At 27.6% G+C, this 20,713-nt stretch carries 22 protein-coding genes; 6 read left to right on the top strand and 16 right to left on the bottom strand.

Annotated features, from left to right (window positions below):
- Nucleotides 1–24: 24 nt before the first annotated feature.
- The 7 genes from HZY31_RS01245 to HZY31_RS01215 form a co-directional block, all read right to left on the bottom strand.
- The gene (locus HZY31_RS01245) at nt 25–978 is read right to left on the bottom strand and encodes a hypothetical protein (RefSeq protein WP_297317671.1); all 954 of its coding nucleotides are present in this window, start codon (nt 976–978) and stop codon (nt 25–27) included.
- Between the two features lie 89 nt (nt 979–1,067).
- On the bottom strand, nt 1,068–1,469 hold the full coding sequence (locus HZY31_RS01240) for a hypothetical protein (protein WP_297317670.1): 402 nt from the start codon (nt 1,467–1,469) through the stop codon (nt 1,068–1,070).
- Between the two features lie 38 nt (nt 1,470–1,507).
- Nucleotides 1,508–1,828, bottom strand: a complete 321-nt coding sequence (locus HZY31_RS01235) for a hypothetical protein (protein ID WP_297317669.1) — start codon at nt 1,826–1,828, stop codon at nt 1,508–1,510.
- 51 nt (nt 1,829–1,879) lie between these two features.
- The gene (locus tag HZY31_RS01230; protein ID WP_297317668.1) at nt 1,880–2,215 is read right to left on the bottom strand and encodes a DUF6677 family protein; all 336 of its coding nucleotides are present in this window, start codon (nt 2,213–2,215) and stop codon (nt 1,880–1,882) included.
- A gap of 24 nt (nt 2,216–2,239) precedes the next feature.
- Nucleotides 2,240–3,307: a class II glutamine amidotransferase gene (locus tag HZY31_RS01225; RefSeq protein ID WP_297317667.1), complete on the bottom strand. Its 1,068-nt coding sequence runs from the start codon at nt 3,305–3,307 to the stop codon at nt 2,240–2,242.
- Nucleotides 3,300–3,674, bottom strand: a complete 375-nt coding sequence (locus tag HZY31_RS01220) for a gamma-glutamylcyclotransferase family protein (RefSeq protein ID WP_297317666.1) — start codon at nt 3,672–3,674, stop codon at nt 3,300–3,302. Before HZY31_RS01220 ends, HZY31_RS01225 begins: the two co-directional genes overlap by 8 nt.
- A 109-nt stretch (nt 3,675–3,783) precedes the next feature.
- On the bottom strand, nt 3,784–4,326 hold the full coding sequence (locus tag HZY31_RS01215; RefSeq protein WP_297317665.1) for a hypothetical protein: 543 nt from the start codon (nt 4,324–4,326) through the stop codon (nt 3,784–3,786).
- A gap of 126 nt (nt 4,327–4,452) precedes the next feature.
- Here HZY31_RS01215 and HZY31_RS01210 point away from each other — a divergent pair, with 126 nt between their 5' ends.
- On the top strand, nt 4,453–5,457 hold the full coding sequence (locus HZY31_RS01210; RefSeq protein ID WP_297317664.1) for an HFX_2341 family transcriptional regulator domain-containing protein: 1,005 nt from the start codon (nt 4,453–4,455) through the stop codon (nt 5,455–5,457).
- Between the two features lie 7 nt (nt 5,458–5,464).
- Here HZY31_RS01210 and csx2 (HZY31_RS01205) read toward each other — a convergent pair whose 3' ends face one another.
- The 9 genes from csx2 (HZY31_RS01205) to HZY31_RS01165 all read right to left on the bottom strand — a co-directional run bounded on the left by csx2 (HZY31_RS01205) (nt 5,465) and on the right by HZY31_RS01165 (nt 16,489).
- Nucleotides 5,465–6,799, bottom strand: a complete 1,335-nt coding sequence (csx2, locus tag HZY31_RS01205) for a TIGR02221 family CRISPR-associated protein (RefSeq protein WP_297317663.1) — start codon at nt 6,797–6,799, stop codon at nt 5,465–5,467.
- 10 nt (nt 6,800–6,809) lie between these two features.
- Entirely contained in the window at nt 6,810–7,925 is a 1,116-nt protein-coding gene (gene csm5, locus HZY31_RS01200; protein WP_297317662.1) for a type III-A CRISPR-associated RAMP protein Csm5, read from the bottom strand.
- A gap of 12 nt (nt 7,926–7,937) precedes the next feature.
- On the bottom strand, nt 7,938–8,927 hold the full coding sequence (csm4, locus tag HZY31_RS01195) for a type III-A CRISPR-associated RAMP protein Csm4 (RefSeq protein ID WP_463671212.1): 990 nt from the start codon (nt 8,925–8,927) through the stop codon (nt 7,938–7,940).
- A 25-nt stretch (nt 8,928–8,952) separates the two neighbouring features.
- Nucleotides 8,953–9,903: a type III-A CRISPR-associated RAMP protein Csm3 gene (gene csm3, locus HZY31_RS01190; RefSeq protein ID WP_297317661.1), complete on the bottom strand. Its 951-nt coding sequence runs from the start codon at nt 9,901–9,903 to the stop codon at nt 8,953–8,955.
- Between the two features lie 17 nt (nt 9,904–9,920).
- Nucleotides 9,921–10,334, bottom strand: coding sequence for a type III-A CRISPR-associated protein Csm2 (gene csm2 / locus HZY31_RS01185; RefSeq protein WP_297317660.1), 414 nt, complete (start codon nt 10,332–10,334; stop codon nt 9,921–9,923).
- Nucleotides 10,335–10,339: 5 nt separating this feature from the next.
- Complete coding sequence (cas10, locus tag HZY31_RS01180) at nt 10,340–13,006, bottom strand: type III-A CRISPR-associated protein Cas10/Csm1 (protein WP_297317659.1); 2,667 nt, start codon at nt 13,004–13,006, stop codon at nt 10,340–10,342.
- Nucleotides 13,007–13,043: 37 nt separating this feature from the next.
- Nucleotides 13,044–13,427, bottom strand: coding sequence for a CRISPR-associated protein Csx20 (gene csx20, locus HZY31_RS01175; RefSeq protein WP_366863776.1), 384 nt, complete (start codon nt 13,425–13,427; stop codon nt 13,044–13,046).
- Between the two features lie 167 nt (nt 13,428–13,594).
- A complete protein-coding gene (csx2, locus tag HZY31_RS01170) occupies nt 13,595–15,340 on the bottom strand; it encodes a TIGR02221 family CRISPR-associated protein (RefSeq protein WP_297317658.1) in 1,746 nt (581 codons plus the stop codon).
- A gap of 195 nt (nt 15,341–15,535) precedes the next feature.
- Complete coding sequence (locus HZY31_RS01165; RefSeq protein WP_297317657.1) at nt 15,536–16,489, bottom strand: transcriptional regulator; 954 nt, start codon at nt 16,487–16,489, stop codon at nt 15,536–15,538.
- Between the two features lie 261 nt (nt 16,490–16,750).
- Between HZY31_RS01165 and HZY31_RS01160 the strand changes: the two genes are divergently transcribed.
- The 5 genes from HZY31_RS01160 to fwdA are packed head-to-tail and all read left to right on the top strand — an operon-like array spanning nt 16,751 to nt 20,697.
- Nucleotides 16,751–17,197 (top strand): 4Fe-4S binding protein, encoded by a 447-nt coding sequence (locus HZY31_RS01160; protein ID WP_297317656.1) that lies wholly within the window; start codon nt 16,751–16,753, stop codon nt 17,195–17,197.
- Nucleotides 17,190–18,260 carry a tungsten-dependent formylmethanofuran dehydrogenase subunit FwdF gene (fwdF, locus tag HZY31_RS01155; protein WP_297317655.1) on the top strand — a complete coding sequence of 357 codons (1,071 nt, stop codon included), beginning with the start codon at nt 17,190–17,192 and terminating at the stop codon, nt 18,258–18,260. The genes HZY31_RS01160 and fwdF overlap by 8 nt, the downstream gene beginning before the upstream one ends.
- 46 nt (nt 18,261–18,306) lie before the next feature.
- Nucleotides 18,307–18,555 carry an ATP-binding protein gene (locus HZY31_RS01150; protein WP_214400629.1) on the top strand — a complete coding sequence of 83 codons (249 nt, stop codon included), beginning with the start codon at nt 18,307–18,309 and terminating at the stop codon, nt 18,553–18,555.
- Nucleotides 18,556–18,564: 9 nt separating this feature from the next.
- Nucleotides 18,565–18,966, top strand: coding sequence for a tungsten-dependent formylmethanofuran dehydrogenase subunit FwdD (fwdD, locus tag HZY31_RS01145; RefSeq protein ID WP_297317654.1), 402 nt, complete (start codon nt 18,565–18,567; stop codon nt 18,964–18,966).
- Between the two features lie 27 nt (nt 18,967–18,993).
- Complete coding sequence (gene fwdA / locus HZY31_RS01140; protein ID WP_297317653.1) at nt 18,994–20,697, top strand: tungsten-dependent formylmethanofuran dehydrogenase subunit FwdA; 1,704 nt, start codon at nt 18,994–18,996, stop codon at nt 20,695–20,697.
- The last annotated feature ends 16 nt before the right edge of the window (nt 20,698–20,713 follow it).

Genomic DNA, 20,713 nt, shown 5'->3' with positions numbered 1-20,713 from the left:
CCTTCAGCCTTTTCAATATTATTTTTAATTATGTTCTATTATTTTTTCTGGAAGTAAATCTGACATTTTTATTCCAGTATCCTTAGGAGTTTCTAAATATTTGCCTTTACCATATAATCCAACAAAATACCACTTACCATCTTCAATATTTTTTGATATGAATATAATTAGACCTTCTCTAAAATTATTTACTTTCCCTGTCATACAGCCATAATAATACTTTGAATTAAAATCTTCATTAAAGTTCCAAAATTCATGGGCATATCCCCATTTCTTTACAAATTCAAAACCATATCTATCTCTAAACTTAAATTCCTTTAAATCTGGACTTAATCCTTCCCACCTATTAAATGACCATGCAAGTTTTGCAACGATTCCTATAGGATTTGAGTTTTCCTCACTATTGTTTATAATAGAGTCGTTATTTTCCATTCCCAGAATTTTAATATTTAAAAAACTTTTAACTTTTTTTCTAGGTCCATCCATTAAGTAGCCATTATCATCTACAGTATATTTTCCATTAAATAAATAATAAAAATTCCTTTTTTTGAGTTCTGGAGAAATAACTCTTATGTATAATGTACCGCGCTGTTCTTTAGCGATACTTAATTTGACATTATCAACACTAACATTATGTTCTAAAAACATTGATGCTAAAAATATGACATTATAGTGTGGAATGTAAATTTTATCTCCATATTTTACATAAAATATAGCTTTATTATTATGGATGAAATATCCTATAATTCCATCATAATTTGGATTGTTTAATATTTTATTAATTTCAGATTTTAAGTTAATATGAGGATTCTGCTTTTTAACTAAATATAGTATATGGTAAATCTCTCTCAATTCATTATTTAACTCCATATTGAACTTATCAGGATTTTCTCGGATATTATTTTCTAAATATTTTATACTTTTTAAAAATTTGTCAAGGTCTTCATAAGAAAGATCTGATTTTTGAATGACTATCACTTTATCACCTATATGTTGTTATAATAAAATTTTCAACGGTATTATTTTTAACTATAATTCAAACTCAACAATTTCTATTTTTGTGGGATTTAATCTTTCATTCCTATGAAAAACATGAAATAATATAAAGTTATTTTTAATTCAGAGTCTAAATTATCTAAGTCTATTTTTTGGTCTTCATTTAGAAATACAAACAATGCTGGACTTTCTAAAAAATCACTAAGTGGAGCCATTTCATTTATTACTTCCTTTACAATTAATCTTATTAACTCCTCATCCTCAGATATGTCTCCAAAGTTTAATAAATAGGCTCTACCACAATTATGGATTAATACTAAAGATTCGTATAGTTCCTCTGGTAAATCAATATTTGAATAACTTAAAAAACCAATTTTTAAATTATACTTTATTTCATTGTTTGATATTATAAGCAATCTTCTGTAAAACTCCCCCTTTTCATTTTCTTTTGGAATATATATCCTAATTTCCATAATATCCCACCTCAATCCCTCAATTTTAATATATGTAATTATTCATATATTTTTTTGTTATTTTCTGTCTTTGAACTCTCTTTTATACAAAGCAGTGCCTGTCTTAGAATATATAAACTAAAAACCAAAAGTATTGCAGATTCTGGAGAGGCTATAAATATGATTATTAGAAATGGCAAAACGACTTTCCAGAAATGCTTCCAAGTGATAAATTTATAAATAATCCAGATTTCCAATACAATTGTTGGAATTGCAGCCAAAAACCAAAACCAATAATTTCTTACAGCAACTCCAAGTATAAAACCTATGAATGATAAAGTTAATAAGATAAAGAAAGTCTTTAAGGAACTACTACCCATACTCTCACATTTACTAAGATTTATTTTCAGTATGAGTATTATTGCCAAATATTATTTCATAAAGTTGGGCATTGTAATCTTTTGCTGACTTATAGGCGTCGTAAATACTATATATCCAAATAATAAGACACCTAATAACAAAAGAGGTATTCCAATGACCAATAGAGATAGCAATAATCCAAATGCAATTAATGTTCCAGTAGTTATGAACAATATAATTCCCTTTCCAACCTTTCCAAGGTATATTTGTCCAGCCCCGGGAATTATAACACTAAGCAATACTGCAATTCCAGCATTCTTTTTCTTTTGCTCATAATAAACAATTTTTTGCTGTTTGTCCATATCTTTAACAAACTCCTTTATTTGCATTAATTCCATTTCATTCATAGTATCACCCTATTTTATGACAAATTAATATAAAATATTCCCAGTTTCTTTCCTTTCAAATTCTTTAAGCTTTTTATCAATTTTTTTTCTTTTTCCTTTTCTTGTATAAAATGTTGCTTCCAAATCATCCCAATCTACAGAATCCGTGCTATCTTGCTTAATATATTCCTTGTCTAACAAACTTTTAATTCCAATTTTTACCATATGTGATGTGTATTCAATATTTCTGTATGAATTTCTAATATTTTCAATAATTTTCTTTAAACTAACTCTATGTGGGCTTTTTCTAAGGATTTTTAAGATTTTTAACTCTAAATCTGTTAATCTTTTATTAGAGTAAATCATTTCCCCATTTTTGAATACTATCAACTCTCCATTTTCAAAAGATTCCCAATTTTCATTAGTTAAAGGATTTGTAGCAATAATAAACCCCTCTTCGCTCACATTCTTAACGTCTCCTAAGTTTATAACATAATCTTCATCCTTCAACCTAATTTTTCCATAGGGAGGCTTTCTTTTTAGGAAATGCAAATCTTTCTTTCCTTTACAATCCCTATAAGCAAATAAATACTCTCCATCAGAGAATAAGCAATTAAATGCACCATAGTAGTTAATATCCAACAATATATCCAATAATTCATCAAATCCCTCCTTATCCCATGTAATTTCTCTCTTTTCAATTTGGGATAGCATATAGCAGAATACATACTCAGAATCCGTGTCTCCAATTGGATAATAGCCATCAAGTTCTAAATCCTCATAACCTAACAAAGTTCCATTGTGGGCAAATACAATCTCTTTATCATCCAATTTTCTAACAAATGGATGAGTATTAACATAAGATTCACTTCCAGTACTCGCCTTTCTTATGTGTGCTATGAAAATCTTTGATTTAATATTATTCCAATTAATACATCTTGGTAATAAGGCATCATTCATTTTAATTGGCTCCTTTATCACCCTAACAAACTCATCTGGATAGAATGCAATCCCCCAGCCATTTGGATGCATCTCACTATCCTTTTTAAAACTATTTAGGGTCAATTCAACATTAACTTTTTTATTAAAGCAGATTCCAAGCAATTCACACATGCCTATCCCCCATATAATCTTTGTAATCTCCAGATTTCACTAAAACTCCATAAGGTTCTGGATAAAAATACATCCAAGCCTTTATCTCCTTCCCAGTCTCTAACACAATTGGAACTTTCTTCCTAAAATAATAATTAGGATGCCCTTCAAGGTAGTCAATTCTTTCTAAGGTTTTTTTATCAACCTCATAAACTTCTCCAACAATATGGGAGATTTTCTCATTTTCAACAACATAAGGGATTATATCAGCATACATTGCATATTTTTCTTTAGTTTTGCCTTTTCCAATGAATTTTGAATTTTTTAAGTAATGTTTATGATTCCAAAAGTCTTTTCTCAAACTTCCATAGACAAACACATACTCCATAATCTCACGAGTTGAGTTTGTTATTTTCATGAATAATAGTATTGATGAATATATTTATATAGTTTTCTATGCTTACTAAATTTACTATACTTACTATGCTTACTATTATTTATAACAACTCACTCCTTCTCATGGAAATAATATCATATTCCTCAAAATCTTCCTCTTCTCTCCTAAATCTTGTAGTACAAACCTCACACATTATTTTATAATCTTTTAAAACATCAATTTGATATAAAATTGTACTATCACAAGTTATAGTTACTATAATCTTAAGATTATATTTTGGTAATACTTTTTTACAAACTTCTCTAAGTTTTTCCAAATCTTTTTTATCAATATCCTCGTATAGCCAAATTCTATTCTTTTCTTTATTTCTGAAAAATCTCTTGGCAAGAGTTACGAGTTCTTTATCCTTGAGCACATATATTCCTATCATCAACAGAGCATCTTCAAGCATATGTTCAGCTGTAGGTATCCATACAACAATTTTACAATTCTCAGGCTTGCACTCATCTTGGAATCTAAAGATTGGTGTTAAAACCCACCAAGGTCTATCGTTCTCGTGAAGGATTAAACAATGTGTTGGATAAATTCCATTATGCAGAAAATCTGACCATCCTACCATTATAAAGGCGTTTGCAGAACCCATACTTTCCACCTCTTATTCTAAAACATCAAAAATTAATATATACCAGAATTTATATAATGCTAATTGTCTAATTAAACTTACAATACTTACTATTATTAATATTGGTGTATTAATATTGGTGAAAGAATGATAAATGATATTGAGAAAATAAGAGGAGGCGTTCATATAGCAGTTCAAGGATACGAAGTAGATAGAATTACCGAAATTCCAATAATGAGGAGGGCTGAGAAGGTTTATTTAATTTGTATGCCTGAAAATATTGATTCTGAAAGAGGAAAGGCATTTAAAAATGTTATAATTAAAAAGTTTGAAGAAAATAGAATAAATTATGAGATCGTTGAGGCGGATTTATTTGATTTAGAAGATATTATTAAAAAAATAAAATCAATTATAAAATATGAAAGAAAAGAGTTTGGAGATGTTAAATTTTACATTAATGTTTCATCTGGCTCTACAATTGGTTGTATTGCAGGAATAACATGTGCAATGATATTGAATAAAGAAAATTCGAAGATAATTCCATATTATGTAGTTCCTGAAAGATTGTTTGATGATTTATCTGAAAATGAAAAAGAAGAATTAAAAAAAGAATATTTAAGCAAATATAATTGTTCTTATCTTCCAAGGAGTTTTGGAGTTAGAGGAATTAAGTTAATCTATCCTTTTGAAGTAACTTTGCCAAGAGACGAATTGTTAATATTTTTAAAATTTATTAGTAGAGCAGGAGATAAAGGTTTGACAATAAAAGAACTTAGTATTTTAACAAAAGAGGAGTTTTTAAATGTGGATTTAAATAATGATGAGAGTGTGAAAAAATTAGTAATGGTGGTAGAAGGAAAGAATGAAAAAGAAGTTAGCCCTCAAAGTATTAAAAATATGAAAAAATTAGTTATAAAACTAAGGAAACTTGTTGGTAATGATATAGAAGATTTAAAAAAAATTGTTGAGTGGAGAAATAAAAGTAAAGTATCTAAAAAAACTACAAGCCAAAATGATATAGTATGGATCAATAAAAATGTTGTTGAAAAACTTTTAGAGTTGGAGTTAATAGAAAAGCCTGAAAGAATAGGTAGGTCAAGATATATAAAAATCAGTGAAAAAGGTAAGATGTTGTTAAACTATGTTGGTTAAAGATAATTTATTTTTCAACAGTTTTTATATATGAAAGTATTTTCTCACATTCTTTAAGAATATTGTTTGCAAGATTTTCAATCTTATCTAATTTCTTGTAACTGACACTCTTTTTTCTTCCAGCATGTGATATAGGGTTACGAATATTTCTTATATCATTTAGCAATTTTATTATGTCAATTTTTTCTTCTTTGAAATTGTCAATTGTGTTTTTTAATTTACTAACTACATCTTTAATTTCTATATTATTTTCCTTTAGTTCTTTTAGATACTCTTCAATTTCTTTATTTTCTTTTTCATCATTATTTAAGCTATTTTCAATTATTTTAACTATTTTAGATTCACTTTTGTCCTTGTTAATGCTAATATTGTAGAGGATATATTCTATAAATTTTCTTGTATTTTCATCAACCCATGTGTTCAAGAAATATTCATTATCCTTTCCAACTTCATAAATTAACATATCAATTAACCACTCTCTTATAGATTGGAAAAATTGAGGTATAAGTTGCTTCTCTTTTTGATATTTTGCTAACTCGAATAGTTTTTCTAAAATTTCTATATTCAATTTGGCTTTAATACTATTGTCACTTTTATTAACAAAATCCTTAATTCCAAATTTTGTGAATTCAAATATATCATTTTTAATGTATTCCATTGGTTTTATCTGTGGAAGAATTTTATTTAGTTTTTCTTTTTGGCTATTTAATTCATATGCTTTTGAGATAGTAATTCCACACAAATTGTAATAGATTGACTTACTTATATTGTCCAAAAGACTACCCAACTTTTTACCTCTTGAATTATCTAAAAATTCTTTAATACTGTCAGATCTACCATATTTTTTTAGGTCTTTAACTGCATAAATCCACTCAGCCAAGTTAATCATTGGAGTTAAATCAATTATTGGAGCATACTCTTTATTAGGTTCATATGCCCCATAATAAACTCCTTTTATTTTAACATTTTTTACTTCTTTTAAAAATAGGGCTATTAAAAATCCAATAAATGGAATTGATCTAAATGAGTGAGTTATATCAAATATAATCTCTTCTCCTTCACCAACACTTTCAATTATAATTTCAAATAATTTCCAAAACTCTTCTTCTGATTTAGGGACTGGTATTTCAACAGCTTTTAAGTTTGGAAATTTTTCTAAGAGTTCCTCAAAATTTTTATTAACGATTGCTTGAGGCGTTACAAATACTATCATTTTATTCTCATTAAAAATGTTCATTAATGCTTCTTGAATAAACTTTGATTTAAAATAATTTGTTTTATCTCCATAGTAATATTTTACTTCATCATAATTTCCTGTTCCTAAAAAAGTTAGCAATGTCAATACACCCACCTCAATAATTTATTTTAATCCATCCTAATGGACTAATTATCTCATCATCTTTAACATAAACGGTTTTTGTCTTTGGGAAATCATAATATTTATAGGTTTTATTCCAAGATGTCCTTAAATTCTTATTTTTTTCATTCCTAAAGATTTTTTTCATTAGATTTAGATATTTATTTCCTTTATCATACTTCCATAACAATAAATAAATCGTTTTTGTTAAAAAACCTCCACCAAAGCCAACATTTAAATATATTTCTTTATTATTCAGTTTATTTTTTAAATCTTTATAAAATTTTTTTAAATTTTCATTATTTTCTCTTTCTAATTCAAAATCAATAACAGTTTCAGTTAATTTATTACACATTCTTTTTAATTCATCAAATTTTTTCTTTTCGTCCATATCCTTGTAAGTCCTTTCAGTTTTTTTAAACATTTCTTTTATAAATTCATCTTTAATTATTATTCTTAAATTAAATTCATTGTTATTCATAAACGCCTCTAATGGTGTAGGAACTTGAAGTTTTCTCTTTTTAATATTCCATCTCTTTGTCATAATAAACTTAAATTTTCCATTTAAACATTCACTATCAGAAACTATTAAATGTTTAAAAAAATCATCCTGAATATTTTTTGAAATAGCATTTTTAACAACAGCCTCTCCTTTCTTCCAGATTTCGATATCTCTTCTTTTTAAAATATCTATAAGTTCATAAATTCTTTTTTTATCATCATAGTAATCAAAGATATACGCCGTTCTTATAGCCCCTTTTATTGAACTTCCGGGAATGTATGGAAACCCATTTTGATTTATGAATTTTTTAACTTTAATATTTCTATGCTCTTCAATTTCACATTCAACTTCTCTAATCACATATTTCTCAGCGTCAATACCTACTTCTTTTAAAAGGTCTTTTACATTAACTTCTAATCTGTTGTTATAGATATATGATTTTATTAGTTCAGATAAATAATTTATATCATCAATATTTTTTAAACTCATCATAGCCTTTTCTAAATCAATGATTTTTGCCGTTTTACCTACTATATAATAATCTAAAGGAGAATATTCATCTCCACAACCTATAAAAATTGGTGTTATAGTTTTACATTTAACTTCCATAAACTTCCCTCCTCAATAAACCTTAGTAGGCATTAAAATTGGTTTTCCATTAACATAAACTGGATTTATACTATTATTTGGTTTTAAATCTTTATAATCTCCAACAAATCCTTTTTCAACAATTGAGCCTTCTGATAATGCCAAAATTCTCTTTTTTAAGTATGTTAATTTTTTTAGTGTATATATGTAGCCACCAATTTCTACTAAATTGTAATATTTTACTTTGTCATTCTTTGGAATTGCTGTGGATAATGTTAAATAACAATTCTTCTCTCTATCAAACAACTCAATAAATCTTTTATCTAAATCCTCAATAATCACTTTATCAAAAAATCCAGCCCCAACACTTCTTTTTCCTCCTAATCCCTCATCTTCAATAAGTTTTATTGAAGCATTTATTTTTTTTATTAAATCTTTATCTAATCCATCATAATCAACTAAAAAATAAAATTCTGCTCCATAATTTAATCTAATGAATTCTACACTGTAAAGTTGTCCTCTTCCATCTTTTTCGAGAGTTGTATTTTTAATTCTATCTATTGCTACTTTTTGTTCAATTTCTTTTGAGATAAGATTTATTTCATTTAAACTGCCATATTTTTTTAAACTATCAACTTCTTTCTCTCCGATAAGAAACTCTTTTCCAATAATTCGTTCTTTTATGTTTTCTATATTTAGAGATTTATTTAAATATTCATTAAATGCCTCTAAAGATATAAATTTTATCTTTTTTATTTTTTTAGCATCGTCACTTTTTGGAATATTAAAAAAAGGAACTATTGGCTTAGGTATAAAGTAAATATCCTCAAATTTAAATAGTAATGATGATACCTTTAAATCTAATAATCTTTTATCAAATTCTCCATATAGTTTAACAAAATTATTAACTATTGCAGAAAATAAACTGTGAGAGTGGAATATTAAAGAACTCTCTTCCAAATATCCCTCCCCAAAATGATATTTACTGTTTTCTTTTGGTATTAATCTCACTAACTTCATCATAATTTCACCAAAAAATTAAAATAAATTATTTAAAGGGAAGTTCTTCAACTTTGTTATACATTTCATCAACATCTTTAATATTTTCTTTTATTACTATTGCCTCATTATTACCTTCATAGTATTCTTTTGGTTTATAAATTAATTCCATATTTTCAAATTTAATTTTACCATAACCTCTTGAACCGCTTCCCCCTAAGTAGTCATCTTCTAAAAGTTTCATCCCTTCAACAAATTTTTTTATTAATTCTTTGTCTCCATCTTTGTATATGTTAAATACAACTTCAAACTTAAATTTACTACCTGCGACGACTCTTTCAATTTGCCTTGGGTGTTGTGCAATCCCTTTAACTCTATCTATAACATTTTCTGGTTTTATTTCTAAATAATTTTCATAGTTCTTGTCTTTTTTATTTAAAATTTTATCATTATCTTTGCTAATTAAAAATGCATCTCTAACTATTACTCTTGCAGATTCTTTAATATTTTTTGAATTGTGTGGTCCAAATAATTTACAAATATCACACGCTCCACAACTACATGGCATACCTGAAACTTTTTTATGAACTTCATTATCATCTAATTTTAATTTATCTGCATCAAAATCAGTTATTATTGGATTGCTTTTATCATTTTCATAAGTTATTTTCATTTTTTTATTAATACTCTCCCTTTTTTCGTCATATTCATAGTATATTTCTATAGTTCTTGTCTTTTCGAAATCTTTTTTACCCTTTTTTTCAACTTCTTTATAGTATTCTACTTTTATATTATATTGACCATCCTTCTTTTCTAATAAACTTCTAATTTTTCCTTTTAATGAACTTCCTGGGATTATAATTTTTCCTTCTGGATCTTTAATAACTTGAATATCTACACCCCCAATTTTTAAAGTTTCACTTAAACCCCCAATATGTAATCCAGTTTCAGTTATGATATAACCTTTTAAGATTACTTTTCCTTTCAATGTTAATTCCATATATTAACACCCCACAATTAATTTTTATTTACGATTCTGTGATATGCAACAACTGCTTCAAAGAATTTTTTAAAATTATTGAATTTCTTAATTTTTTCGTCATTTTTAGCTTCTTCAATTTTATCAATAACTTTATTAACTAAGTATTCCAAATCTTCTAAAGATTTTTTAGCCTCTTTTGTTTCTTTACCTATATTATAAGCTATTTTTGGTTTTAATAAAACCAACCTAACAAACCATTCTTTTTTATTGGTATCAATATCAAGAATATAATCATAAAACTTTCTTAATTTTGTTGATGCTAAGTTCCTAAGATTATATTTTCCAAATCGTTCTGCAAGATTCATAACTTTTAGAGCATTATTTTCATTTAGATTTAATATATCATTCAAATTATTGTCAATTTCTGTTCTTTTCACATATCCATTCATAATTCTCACCCATTTCTATTTTTAAGTTCTATAATTTTTGCAGAAACTTTTAAGTCGTTGAATCTTACATTTCCACATTTAAGCCCATAGGTTATTTTCTCTTTGACATAATCTTCTAAGAATTTAACATTTACATCCAATTTATCACCACTTTTGAAATTTCTATGTAAGTAATACAAAATTCTCCAATAATATGGAAAGTTTATAAGGAATTCCTCTCCTTTGTATTCTATAACTCTATTTAACTTATCTGCAACAGTTTGAGAGATAAATAATATTCTTCTACTAATATTTGACTTAAGGGCTTTTTCAAAATGATTCTCTAACTCTGTCTCGTTGTATTTTTTCATAAGTTCTTTAATCTTATCGTCGATTTTAATTTCTTTATTATATTTTATTGAGTAAAGTTTTTCTAATCTTTTTATTAAATCTTCATCGTAATAAACTTCAAAGTCCCAATTTAATGGACAACCAAAGATAGATATGGCATTTTTCTTAATATCCTCATACTTACCATTAACTGGTAAAACTATCTTATCTTCTTTTGCAATATCGTCCAATTCTACATTAGCCATATTAACTGCCTTTTTAAACTCAAACTTTGGATTAACTATAACAATTCCAGCACTTAGAGATAAATTAGGATTGTAGCACGTAAATCTTTTAAATTTTCTCCTAATGTCTTTTGCTAACTCCCATATAACATCCCAGGAACCTACTATAAGAGTATCATCCCCTCCAGAATAAACTAAATAAACATTATCTTTGTAAGGTACTTCTTTATCTTTAATTTTACAATATCCTGTCTCAATTAAGTGAGGAATATAGCCAGTGAAAAACAAAGTTAGCATAGAACTCAATGTGCTCATTCTTGATATAGATGCAAATTCTCCTAAACCCTTAGTAAAAACCTTTCCTAAGTTATCAACATCCATCTTTAAAATTCCTATCTTATTAGTTCCAGTTCTTTCTTCTGCCTGTTCTGCCAATTCATCAAAATCTTTTATTTTTTTATTATCGTCTAATGGAAAGGCAATACTCCAAATTTTATAGGGAATTTCTAAATCTCCATTTTCTTTTGGAAGGTAATATGTTTCATTTTCAAATTTAACTTTTTCAAATAACTCTTGCAGGGCTGGAAGTTTTTTCATTGTAATTTCTCTATCTGGGTTTTCTATAACCTTAGCTCTTGAAGGTTTTTCATAGTTATAATCTATCTGCCCTAATTTTTTAAATTCTTTTAAAAATTCTGTCAATTCTACGAACGAATAACAATTTTCACATACTTTGTCTTCTCCTTCATCATATAGTTGTATTCCTTTTTCAAATTCTCCTCTACAACATCTACATATCTTATTTTCATCACCAGAACCTTCTGGTTTAAAGAACTTTTCAATACTTAATTTTATCTTATAATGATACTTCTGCATTTTCTTTATTGCAGTAACTTCTCCAACATCTTTCCATTTTTTTGAAAAGTTAGATTCTGCTTGTGATAAGAATTCATATGGTTTAATATTTACTTTTCCCAAAGTAATGTATAAATCAGTTCTGAATTTCTGATAGATTAAGTCATTTATTTCTTCTTCAATATCTTTAATAAAATTATCTTTTACTTTATATGATAAAATATAGAAGTGTCCTCCTCCACAAAATAGTATATTTGTTATTGGCAAATCCAACTTTTGTATTATGTAGTTTGCAATTATTTCAGTTAAAAAATCTAAGTAAAAACTCCTACCTTTTAACGACTTTGTGGCATATTTTGTAGTTACTTTAAAGATAAAATTCTGAATTCCTGATATATCTCCGTGAATTAATGAAAATAACTCATATTTTTCCCAGAAAGGATTTAACTCTTTTTTATATTTCCCTTTTTCTAATGGGATTCTTTTTAATAATTTAGATAACATATCATCAGTTAGTTTAGCATCTAAATGTTCCTCTATTTTATATAATTTATATAAACAACAGGCAATGGCACAAGTAGTTTTTAAATGGTCAAATAATGAGATATCTGGCAAATAACCTTCCTTTTTCCAATTGGTTGCTGAGGGAACACACCATAAGTATTTTTGAATTAACTGGAATAACTTTTCAAAGTTGTCAATTTTTACTTTTTTATTTTTATTTTCTAATTCATTTTTAAATGCATTGTATAAATCTTTATAGGGATTATCTGAACTTGAACTGTTTGATTGCTTTTCTTCATCATTAAAGTATGGAAAAATTACCTCTTCTTTAATTGAAAGAGGTTTTAAATAGTATTTCATTCCATTTCTGTATAGTTCCTCTTTGTTTTTCTTTATTTTTTTATGATAAAACTTATCATCACTAATATCTATAAGTTCAAAAACTGACAGTAATGCCTGATCTTTTTTTGGTACATTTAGGCATTCTTCAAAATCTTCCCTCTCTCCACTACTTAGCCAGTCAGATAATATTAGAATTTTAACTAAGGGGTTAGAATTACTTTTATTGTGATGCTCTCTAATCAATTCAATGACTAAATTTTTAATCTCTTCATTAATTCCTAAGTTTTTGTAATATTTTTCAATAAACTCTGGCCCACACTTTTGATGTTTTATTCTTGGATTTTTAGCCCTCTGTATAAACTTCCCAATATCGTGCAATAAACTTCCAATCATTAACGCTTTATAATCGTTATCCATACCAATCCCCCATAATAAGTAATATTTGTTAATAGATCTATTTATATTTTCTGAATCTACAATGTTTAAATTCTCTAATTGTTATTACTTTACCATCTTCTATAACTTCTTTAACCACTCTTTTTGTAGTTGCATAAATAGGAATTAAATTATTCTCAAAGGCATAATTAACCATATTGTATGTTGCTCCAAAGTCCCCCTGTATTAATACATAGTCCCCATCATTTGCATTATTTTTTAGAAATTCTTTTATTGGTTTTAGATAATCGGTTATATCCTCAATTTCTGGAGGAATATTGCTCCAAATATTTTGTAATTCTTTTGGTAAATATATAAATTTATCTACCTTTAAATTTTCTCTTGCATCATTTATTTGGTCATCAGTAAGATTATGAGAAAATAATAAAAACATCTTTGGCAAAATTATCACCTATTTTTAGAATTTGAGAATTTTTCATATTCTTTTTTTAACATATCAAGAGGTAAATTTTCTTTAATAGACGATAAATCCTCATTCAATTGATTTATTATATCCTTCACATAGGAAAGAATTTCGTTATATAGCTGAAAATTTTATAATATTTATTATTATTTATTATTTAGAGAATTCATAATCTGATTTTTAGAGCATAATCTTCTATTCAATATGAGCCATTTAAATAATTCGAAAGAATATTTACCCCTCACATTGTATGTTTTTGATAGATTGAAGGAAATATAATTTAATAGAGCAAATTCTAAAGCATTAAAATCATAGAAATCCTCATCTTTGTAGTTATTAACTATATTCATTATAGTATTAACCTTCTCTACTACATTCTCGTTATTATCAAGTTCTTCCAAAATTTCAATAACATCCTTTAATTTTTCATTAGTACATCTATTTTTACATTTAGGAGATAACAAATTCTTCTCTACAAAATTCCAATATATTTCATTATTTTCAAGTTTATATGCATTAATAACTTTTTGAATTAGCAAAGTTTTAAGTAATCTATTTAGTAAATTTAAATAATATTCTCTATTTTTCTCATTATTATTAATTCTCTCTATTAAATTGTCTATAACTTCCTCTATATCTGGAGGGTTCTTTTTATATAATTCTTCAATATTTTCTAAATCTTTTTCAGTATTAAATTCCACACCTTTACGGACAGCATCTGCATGTGCTATTGTATTTCTTATATCTCTCAATTTTTCATAAATTGCATTAACTTCCTTAAAGAACAATAAATCTACGGCATAAGATAATCTTTTCATTAAGTCCCTATTTTTGTGTGTTGGAGTTAATCCATATTTTTCACATAGCATCCAAAATATAGAATCAGTTAAACATAGATAGCCAGAACTGTATTTTTTATTATCAAAATTCCACTCTGCCATTAATTTTTGAAACTCATAGTATGAAGATACATTATTAAATCTTTCACTAAATTCCTTTAACTTTGGAATAATATATTTTGTAAATCTTCCAGAATCTTCATTGATGTTATTTAATATTTTATTTAATTCCTCTATATCTTCCCTAACTTCCCTTAAATAGTTTGCATCTATATGGATTGAGATTTTTCTAAGATTATTAGCCAATAATTTGTTTTCCTCTTCCAACAAATCAGAGATTAAATAACTATTTCCATATTTTGTAAATTCATACATTCCTTTAATCCATTCAAGAATTTCAAATATAGGGCTTAAATCCACAATTGGAGCATAATTTAGTTCTTTATAAACATCTAACATTCCATAATATATTCCTTCAAGTTTAACATTTTTGAAGTATCTAAGGAACTCTAACATTACATACATAAATAGAGGAATAGACCTAAATGAATGAGTAATATCTAAATAAATTTCGTCATTGTCATTTATTTCATTAGTTAAAGACATAAAAATATCGAAATTCTCCCAAATTTCTTCTTTATTTATTCCATACTTAATAAGCAAACACTTAGAGCCTCCTTTTGCATTAGGATTAATCTTTTTTAAATATTCATCTAAAACATTACATAGTTCTTTTAAATCCTCTTCTTTCAATTCATGATTTTTATAATTAGATTTTCCAACATTTTCTCCGATATATTTCCAATATTCTTCATTAAATTTCCCAATTTTTTGAGCATAATGTTTATAGAGTTCCTCCCACATAGATTTACTTGTTCCAACAACTATAATCTTATCTATCTTTAACTTTTCAACTAAAACTGATAAAACAAATGGACTCTCTATTTCTTTATTATCCCCTTCGAATCTGTATTTTGCGGTTCGATATTGCCTTTTGTATATATCTTCGTTAGTATCTCCCACACCCAATGGGGCTATTAATATTTTAGCCAAATATCATCACCTAACACTAAAAAATAATAAAATTCTCCTACTAAACCTATAGAATAACTTTAAAATTATGATAAGTAGAACAACAAAATAATATATAAAGTTTTCGAAATATACCTCTATAAAAATTAAATGCAAAGTGTAAAGTATTAAGAATAAATTTACTTTTTTAAAGTAAAAAATTAATAAAAATAGACTTTAAAATGACATATTTTTTCTTAATATTGATTTTATGTGCTCAATTAAATCAAGAGCATCATCCATCTTTTTTAGCTCTTCAATACTCACTACTGGTAAGTTCTTATATTCTTTCTCTTTTTTCTCTAATATCAATAATGAATAACCTTCCAATAATTTTGATAATTCTTTGACAAATAATGCCTTTCTTCTAACTTCCTCATTGTTTTGTTGTTCAATATTTGTCAATAGAATATTTTGAGATTCTCCTAAATCTTTCTCTGCTACAGCATCAAATGGAGCTTTATCAATAACAAATAAGTTAAATCCTAATCTATTTAGGAAATGTAAAGCTTCTTTCTTGTAGTCTTCTAATTTTTCTAATTTATTTTCAAAATCTTCCTCTTCAATAGGTTCAAATAAATCAATTCCTTTAACTAATGGAACATCTAAAAATTCTTCAATTTTCATTGCTACCTCTACAGAAGGATTAGCCATTTGTGTCTCATATTTATATATTGTCTTTCTTGAAACTCCTGCAACTTCGGCCAATTTTCCAACAGATATACCCATAGATTCTATAGCCTCTCTTAAAACTTTTCCATCTATATTTACAAAAAACCCTCCTCTCTTTGCATAAACAACTGGCGGACTACCTTCTAAATAGTCCTTAAATGTTTTAAAAGTTACAGCCTTTATGTTGTATCTATCATAAACTACTCCATGCTCCATTGGAGCATTTCTTGTTCTGATACCAATTATTAAAGGAGTTCCACGTAATATTCTACTAATTTTTTTTAATTCCTTTGATTGTTCTTTACTTAAACTATCAATATTTTTTAAAACTTTCAAAATAAGTCTAATACTATCTTTACTTGCAATTATGTCAAAACAACTTCTACTTAATGGTTTTGAAACAATAAATTTATGTGCTCTTAATAATTCGATACATTCGGATATTAACATTTCTCTCATAATATCACCATAAATTTTTCTAATTCAAATCAAGGTTATATTTATTTTTTACGATTTATATTTCATATTATTGAACTTTACTAATATAAACTTTATCTACCAAAAATAGATAAATCATTCATATATTTTGAATAATAGTTCTACAATAGAGATAATGATGTGAGTAAAACCCACAATATTATATATTAATTTCTACTTAAATTTAGTATAAACCATTTATATAGTGAGTATTACTAACTAAAATTATGTCAATGTGAGACAATGCCAGATCATATTCTCTCTGGAATAAAGGCAATAGTTTCAATGAAACTGAGAAGAAAAGGTTTAACACAAAAAGAAATAGCAAAAATTATTAAGAGTGATAGGTCAATAGTTTCTCACTATCTCTCTGGAAGATATCCAAAGGAAAAAATTTTAAAAATAGCAAAAACTATTGGAGAGATCCCTCCTGAATATGGAGCAAGAATAATACATTCTTTAACTGATGATAAAGAACTTGCAAAGAATTTAATAAAAGAGTTATATGGAATAAAACTTTCTTGGGATAAAGATTCATGTATATTTTGTGGCACTTGCCTTATGTGTGAAGCACTCACACTCGATTATTTGACTATAAATATCGATTACAATTCTTGCATACTATGTGGAAATTGTATAATAAACTGCCCAACTAACTCATTAAAATTTGTGAGGGAGAGTTATGATTGAACAGGTAAAAGAAGTATATGAAAATGGATTCACAATATATAGAGATGGAAAAATTGAAAAAAGAGAACTTTTCTGGAACGATGAATTTTGTGTTGGCTGTGGAATCTGTGCCGATATCTGTCCAGTAAATGCAATAGCTATGGGACCATTAGGGGCTATTGCTAAAGGAGATGTTGTTGCTCCAAAATTAGATATTGATAAAGATACTTGTGTTTTATGTGGAATGTGTGCATCAGCATGTCCATTTGACGCATTAGATTTAAAAATCAATGGAAAATCAATAAAAGAGGATGAAAGATATCCAAAAATTAAAAGAGATATTAAGATATATCAAGATAAGTGTGTCTTGTGTGAGCAGTGTGAAATGGTTTGTCCTCAGGCGGCTATTACCGTTGATAGAAGTTTAGCAGAAAGAAGTAAATTTGTTATTGGTGAGGTAAATATAAAAAAAGATAAGTGTGTTTTATGTGGAATTTGTGCTGAATACTGTCCAGCAGATGCTATTGATTTAAAATACAACTATCCTACTCCATCAAATCCAAAACCAATAACTGACATTGAAGTTAATAGTGATAAATGTGTCTATTGTAAAGTTTGTGAATTTGTTTGTCCTCATGATGCAATAGAGGTTATTTGTTATAAGTGTCCAATGATGAAAAGAATACCTCAAGCAAAGTTATATGAAGATATTCAAGGAAAAACGGTCGTTGATAAAGATTTATGTGTAACCTGTGGATGGTGTGCTTATATATGTCCAGCAAATGCCATAGAAGTTGAGAAACCATTCAAGGGAGAGGTTATAATTGATGTTGATGCCTGTAACGCATGTGGAGCTTGTATCTCAATATGTCCATGTGGTGCTTTAGAATTCCCTAAACCAAAAGATAAGGCTGAAAAAGTTCCAAGATTAATCGTTAATCAAAACTTATGTGTTTTATGTGGAGCTTGTAGCAAAGCATGTCCAATTAATGCTATAAAGGTAGTTAGAAAAGAGATTAACTTTGAAAGAGAACCAAAAGCAATTGCCTGGAAAAAGGCGTTTGAAAAACTATTACAAAATTAATATTATATAATCATTAAAAAATATTAAAAACTTTAAAGGTGAGGAAATGAAAGCTTATAAATTAGTTGTCTATCCAGAAAGATGTCATGGATGTGGTAATTGCGTAGTTTCATGTCCTGTCAATGCTAAACATCCAGAAACATGGGGAGGAAAGGGACCATACAGTGACGATGTAGTTATTAGAGTTGAGAATGGAGTAGTTAATATAGTAAATCCTGATTTATGTGGAGGATGTGGAGCATGTATAGAGGCATGTCCAGTTAACGCCATAGAATTAGTTTTCATAAGAAAATAAGGTGAAAAAATGAAGTTTATTTTAAATACAGGTAGAACTATTTGGCAAGGTGAAGCAATAGAGGCTGGAAAAAATCTCGATTTGTATGTTAAAGCAGCAGGAGTTATTTACATTAATGAAGAAGATATGAGAAAATTAGGAGTTAAAGAAGGAGATAAAGTAAAAGTTAAGTCTGAATATGGAGAGGTTGTAGTTTATGTAAAAAAAGCTACCCAGAGAATGCCAGAAGGTATGGTATTTATCCCTATGGGCCCATGGGCAAACTGTGTAGTTAAGCCAGACACTCACAGTACAGGAATGCCCTGTCTTAAAGGATATCCTGGATTTTATGTTGAGATAGAAAAAACTGATGAAGAATTTTTAGATATGAAAACTTTAATGAGAAAAAAATACATTGAAAATCTTGAGTAAATCTAAAAATCTTTTATGGTGATAGATATGGAATATATAATAAAAAATGGAATTGTTTATGATCCATTAAATGGCATTAATGGAGAAAAAATGGATATTTGTGTAAAAGATGGGAAAATAGTTGAAAAAGTTTCTGAAAATGCAAAGATTATTGATGCATCAAACTGCGTTGTTATGCCAGGGGGTATTGATTCCCACACCCACGTTGCAGGACCAAAAGTTAATGTAGGTAGAATGTTTAGACCAGAGGACAGTAAAAAAGAAATTTATGCAAAAAAAGGTTTAAGAACTGGAACTGGGTTTTCAGTCCCATCAACATACAAAACTGGTTATCAATACTCAGAGATGGGATATACAACAGTTTTTGAAGCAGCAATGCCTCCATTATTAGCAAGACATACACATGAGGAATTTATAGAAACTCCTCAAGTAGATAAAGGAGTTCTAACACTATTTGGTAATAATTGGTTTGTTTTAGAGTATTTAAAAGAAGGTGATATTAAAAAATGTGCCGCTTATGTAGCATGGCTTTTAAAAGCCACAAGGGGTTTTGCAATAAAGATAGTTAATCCAGGAGGAACTGAGGCATGGGGTTGGGGTAAAAATGTCCATAGCCTTGATGATCCAGTTCCATACTTTGATATAACTCCAAGAGAAATTGTAAGAGGTTTATGTGAAGTTAATGAACTTCTTGGATTACCTCACTCAATCCACGTCCATCCAAACAACTTAGGACACCCTGGAAACTGGGAAACTACTCTTGAAACAATGGATTGTGTTAAAGGTATAAAAGCAAAACCAAAATATGGAGAGAGAGAAACCATTTACTACAATACTCATGTCCAATTCCACTCCTATGGAGGAACTTCATGGAAAGATTTTGTAAGTAAAGGTTTAGAAATTGCTGAATATGTTAATAAAAACGACCATTTAGTGGTTGATGTAGGGCAAATTACATTAGATGAAACTACAACAATGACAGCAGATGGACCAATGGAATATGATTTACACATGACAAATGGTTTAAAATGGGCAAACTGTGATGTTGAACTTGAAACAGGTTCAGGAGTCGTTCCATTTATTTACTCTCCAAAGGGCCCTGTTTATGCTCTACAATGGGCAATTGGTTTGGATATCTTCCTAAATATAGACACAGATAAAGTATTATTAACAACTGATCATCCCAATGCAGGGCCATTCACAAGATATCCAAGAATTATTGCATGGTTAATGAGTAAAAAATACAGAGATGAGTGGTTATATAACAAAGTTCATAAGTGGGCTCAACAGAGAAGCCATGTGGCTGATAGTGATAAAGAATATGACTTGTATGAAATAGCAAAAGTTACAAGAGCAAATCAAGCAAAAGTTTTAGGATTAAGCAAAGAGAAAGGTCATTTAGGTATTGGGGCTGATGCAGATATAGCAATTTATGAAATAAACCCAGAAGAAAAAGATGGTAAGAAAATAGAGAGAGCATTTAGATATGCTAAGTATGTATTGAAAGGAGGAAAATTAGTCGTTAAAGATGGAAATGTTGTCAAAGAGATTTTTGGAGACACAATATATGTAGATGTTAAAGTAGATGAAACATTAGAACAGGAAATTATGAAAGATTTAAAAGAGAAATTCACAAAATACTATTCAGTCAATTTAGATAACTATCCAGTTACTGAGGAATATGCAAATAGTTGGAAGGTTATAAAGATAGATGCAACTGATATTACCTAATTATAATTTTTAATAA

It is taken from the genome of Methanocaldococcus sp., assembly GCF_024490875.1.
In the GTDB taxonomy this organism is placed as follows: Archaea; AGJL01; Methanococci; order Methanococcales; family Methanocaldococcaceae; genus Methanocaldococcus.
Note: the sequence above shows the minus strand (reverse complement) of the source record. Positions and strands in the feature narration are given on the sequence as shown.

What these genes read in the sequence shown, in the direction of transcription:
- HZY31_RS01230 (WP_297317668.1), bottom strand. Translation starts at nt 2,215, where the DNA reads ATGAATGAAATGGAATTAATGCAAATAAAGGAGTTTGTTAAAGATATG.
- HZY31_RS01165 (WP_297317657.1), bottom strand. Translation starts at nt 16,489, where the DNA reads ATGAGAGAAATGTTAATATCCGAATGTATCGAATTATTAAGAGCACAT.
- HZY31_RS01220 (WP_297317666.1), bottom strand. Translation starts at nt 3,674, where the DNA reads ATGGAGTATGTGTTTGTCTATGGAAGTTTGAGAAAAGACTTTTGGAAT.
- HZY31_RS01240 (WP_297317670.1), bottom strand. Translation starts at nt 1,469, where the DNA reads ATGGAAATTAGGATATATATTCCAAAAGAAAATGAAAAGGGGGAGTTT.
- HZY31_RS01225 (WP_297317667.1), bottom strand. Translation starts at nt 3,307, where the DNA reads ATGTGTGAATTGCTTGGAATCTGCTTTAATAAAAAAGTTAATGTTGAA.
- csm5 (WP_297317662.1), bottom strand. Translation starts at nt 7,925, where the DNA reads ATGGAAGTTAAATGTAAAACTATAACACCAATTTTTATAGGTTGTGGA.
- fwdD (WP_297317654.1), top strand. Translation starts at nt 18,565, where the DNA reads ATGAAGTTTATTTTAAATACAGGTAGAACTATTTGGCAAGGTGAAGCA.
- fwdA (WP_297317653.1), top strand. Translation starts at nt 18,994, where the DNA reads ATGGAATATATAATAAAAAATGGAATTGTTTATGATCCATTAAATGGC.
- HZY31_RS01215 (WP_297317665.1), bottom strand. Translation starts at nt 4,326, where the DNA reads ATGGGTTCTGCAAACGCCTTTATAATGGTAGGATGGTCAGATTTTCTG.
- csm3 (WP_297317661.1), bottom strand. Translation starts at nt 9,903, where the DNA reads ATGGAATTAACATTGAAAGGAAAAGTAATCTTAAAAGGTTATATCATA.
- HZY31_RS01235 (WP_297317669.1), bottom strand. Translation starts at nt 1,828, where the DNA reads ATGGGTAGTAGTTCCTTAAAGACTTTCTTTATCTTATTAACTTTATCA.
- csm4 (WP_463671212.1), bottom strand. Translation starts at nt 8,927, where the DNA reads ATGATGAAGTTAGTGAGATTAATACCAAAAGAAAACAGTAAATATCAT.
- csm2 (WP_297317660.1), bottom strand. Translation starts at nt 10,334, where the DNA reads ATGAATGGATATGTGAAAAGAACAGAAATTGACAATAATTTGAATGAT.
- HZY31_RS01150 (WP_214400629.1), top strand. Translation starts at nt 18,307, where the DNA reads ATGAAAGCTTATAAATTAGTTGTCTATCCAGAAAGATGTCATGGATGT.
- fwdF (WP_297317655.1), top strand. Translation starts at nt 17,190, where the DNA reads ATGATTGAACAGGTAAAAGAAGTATATGAAAATGGATTCACAATATAT.
- cas10 (WP_297317659.1), bottom strand. Translation starts at nt 13,006, where the DNA reads ATGGATAACGATTATAAAGCGTTAATGATTGGAAGTTTATTGCACGAT.
- HZY31_RS01160 (WP_297317656.1), top strand. Translation starts at nt 16,751, where the DNA reads ATGCCAGATCATATTCTCTCTGGAATAAAGGCAATAGTTTCAATGAAA.
- HZY31_RS01210 (WP_297317664.1), top strand. Translation starts at nt 4,453, where the DNA reads ATGATAAATGATATTGAGAAAATAAGAGGAGGCGTTCATATAGCAGTT.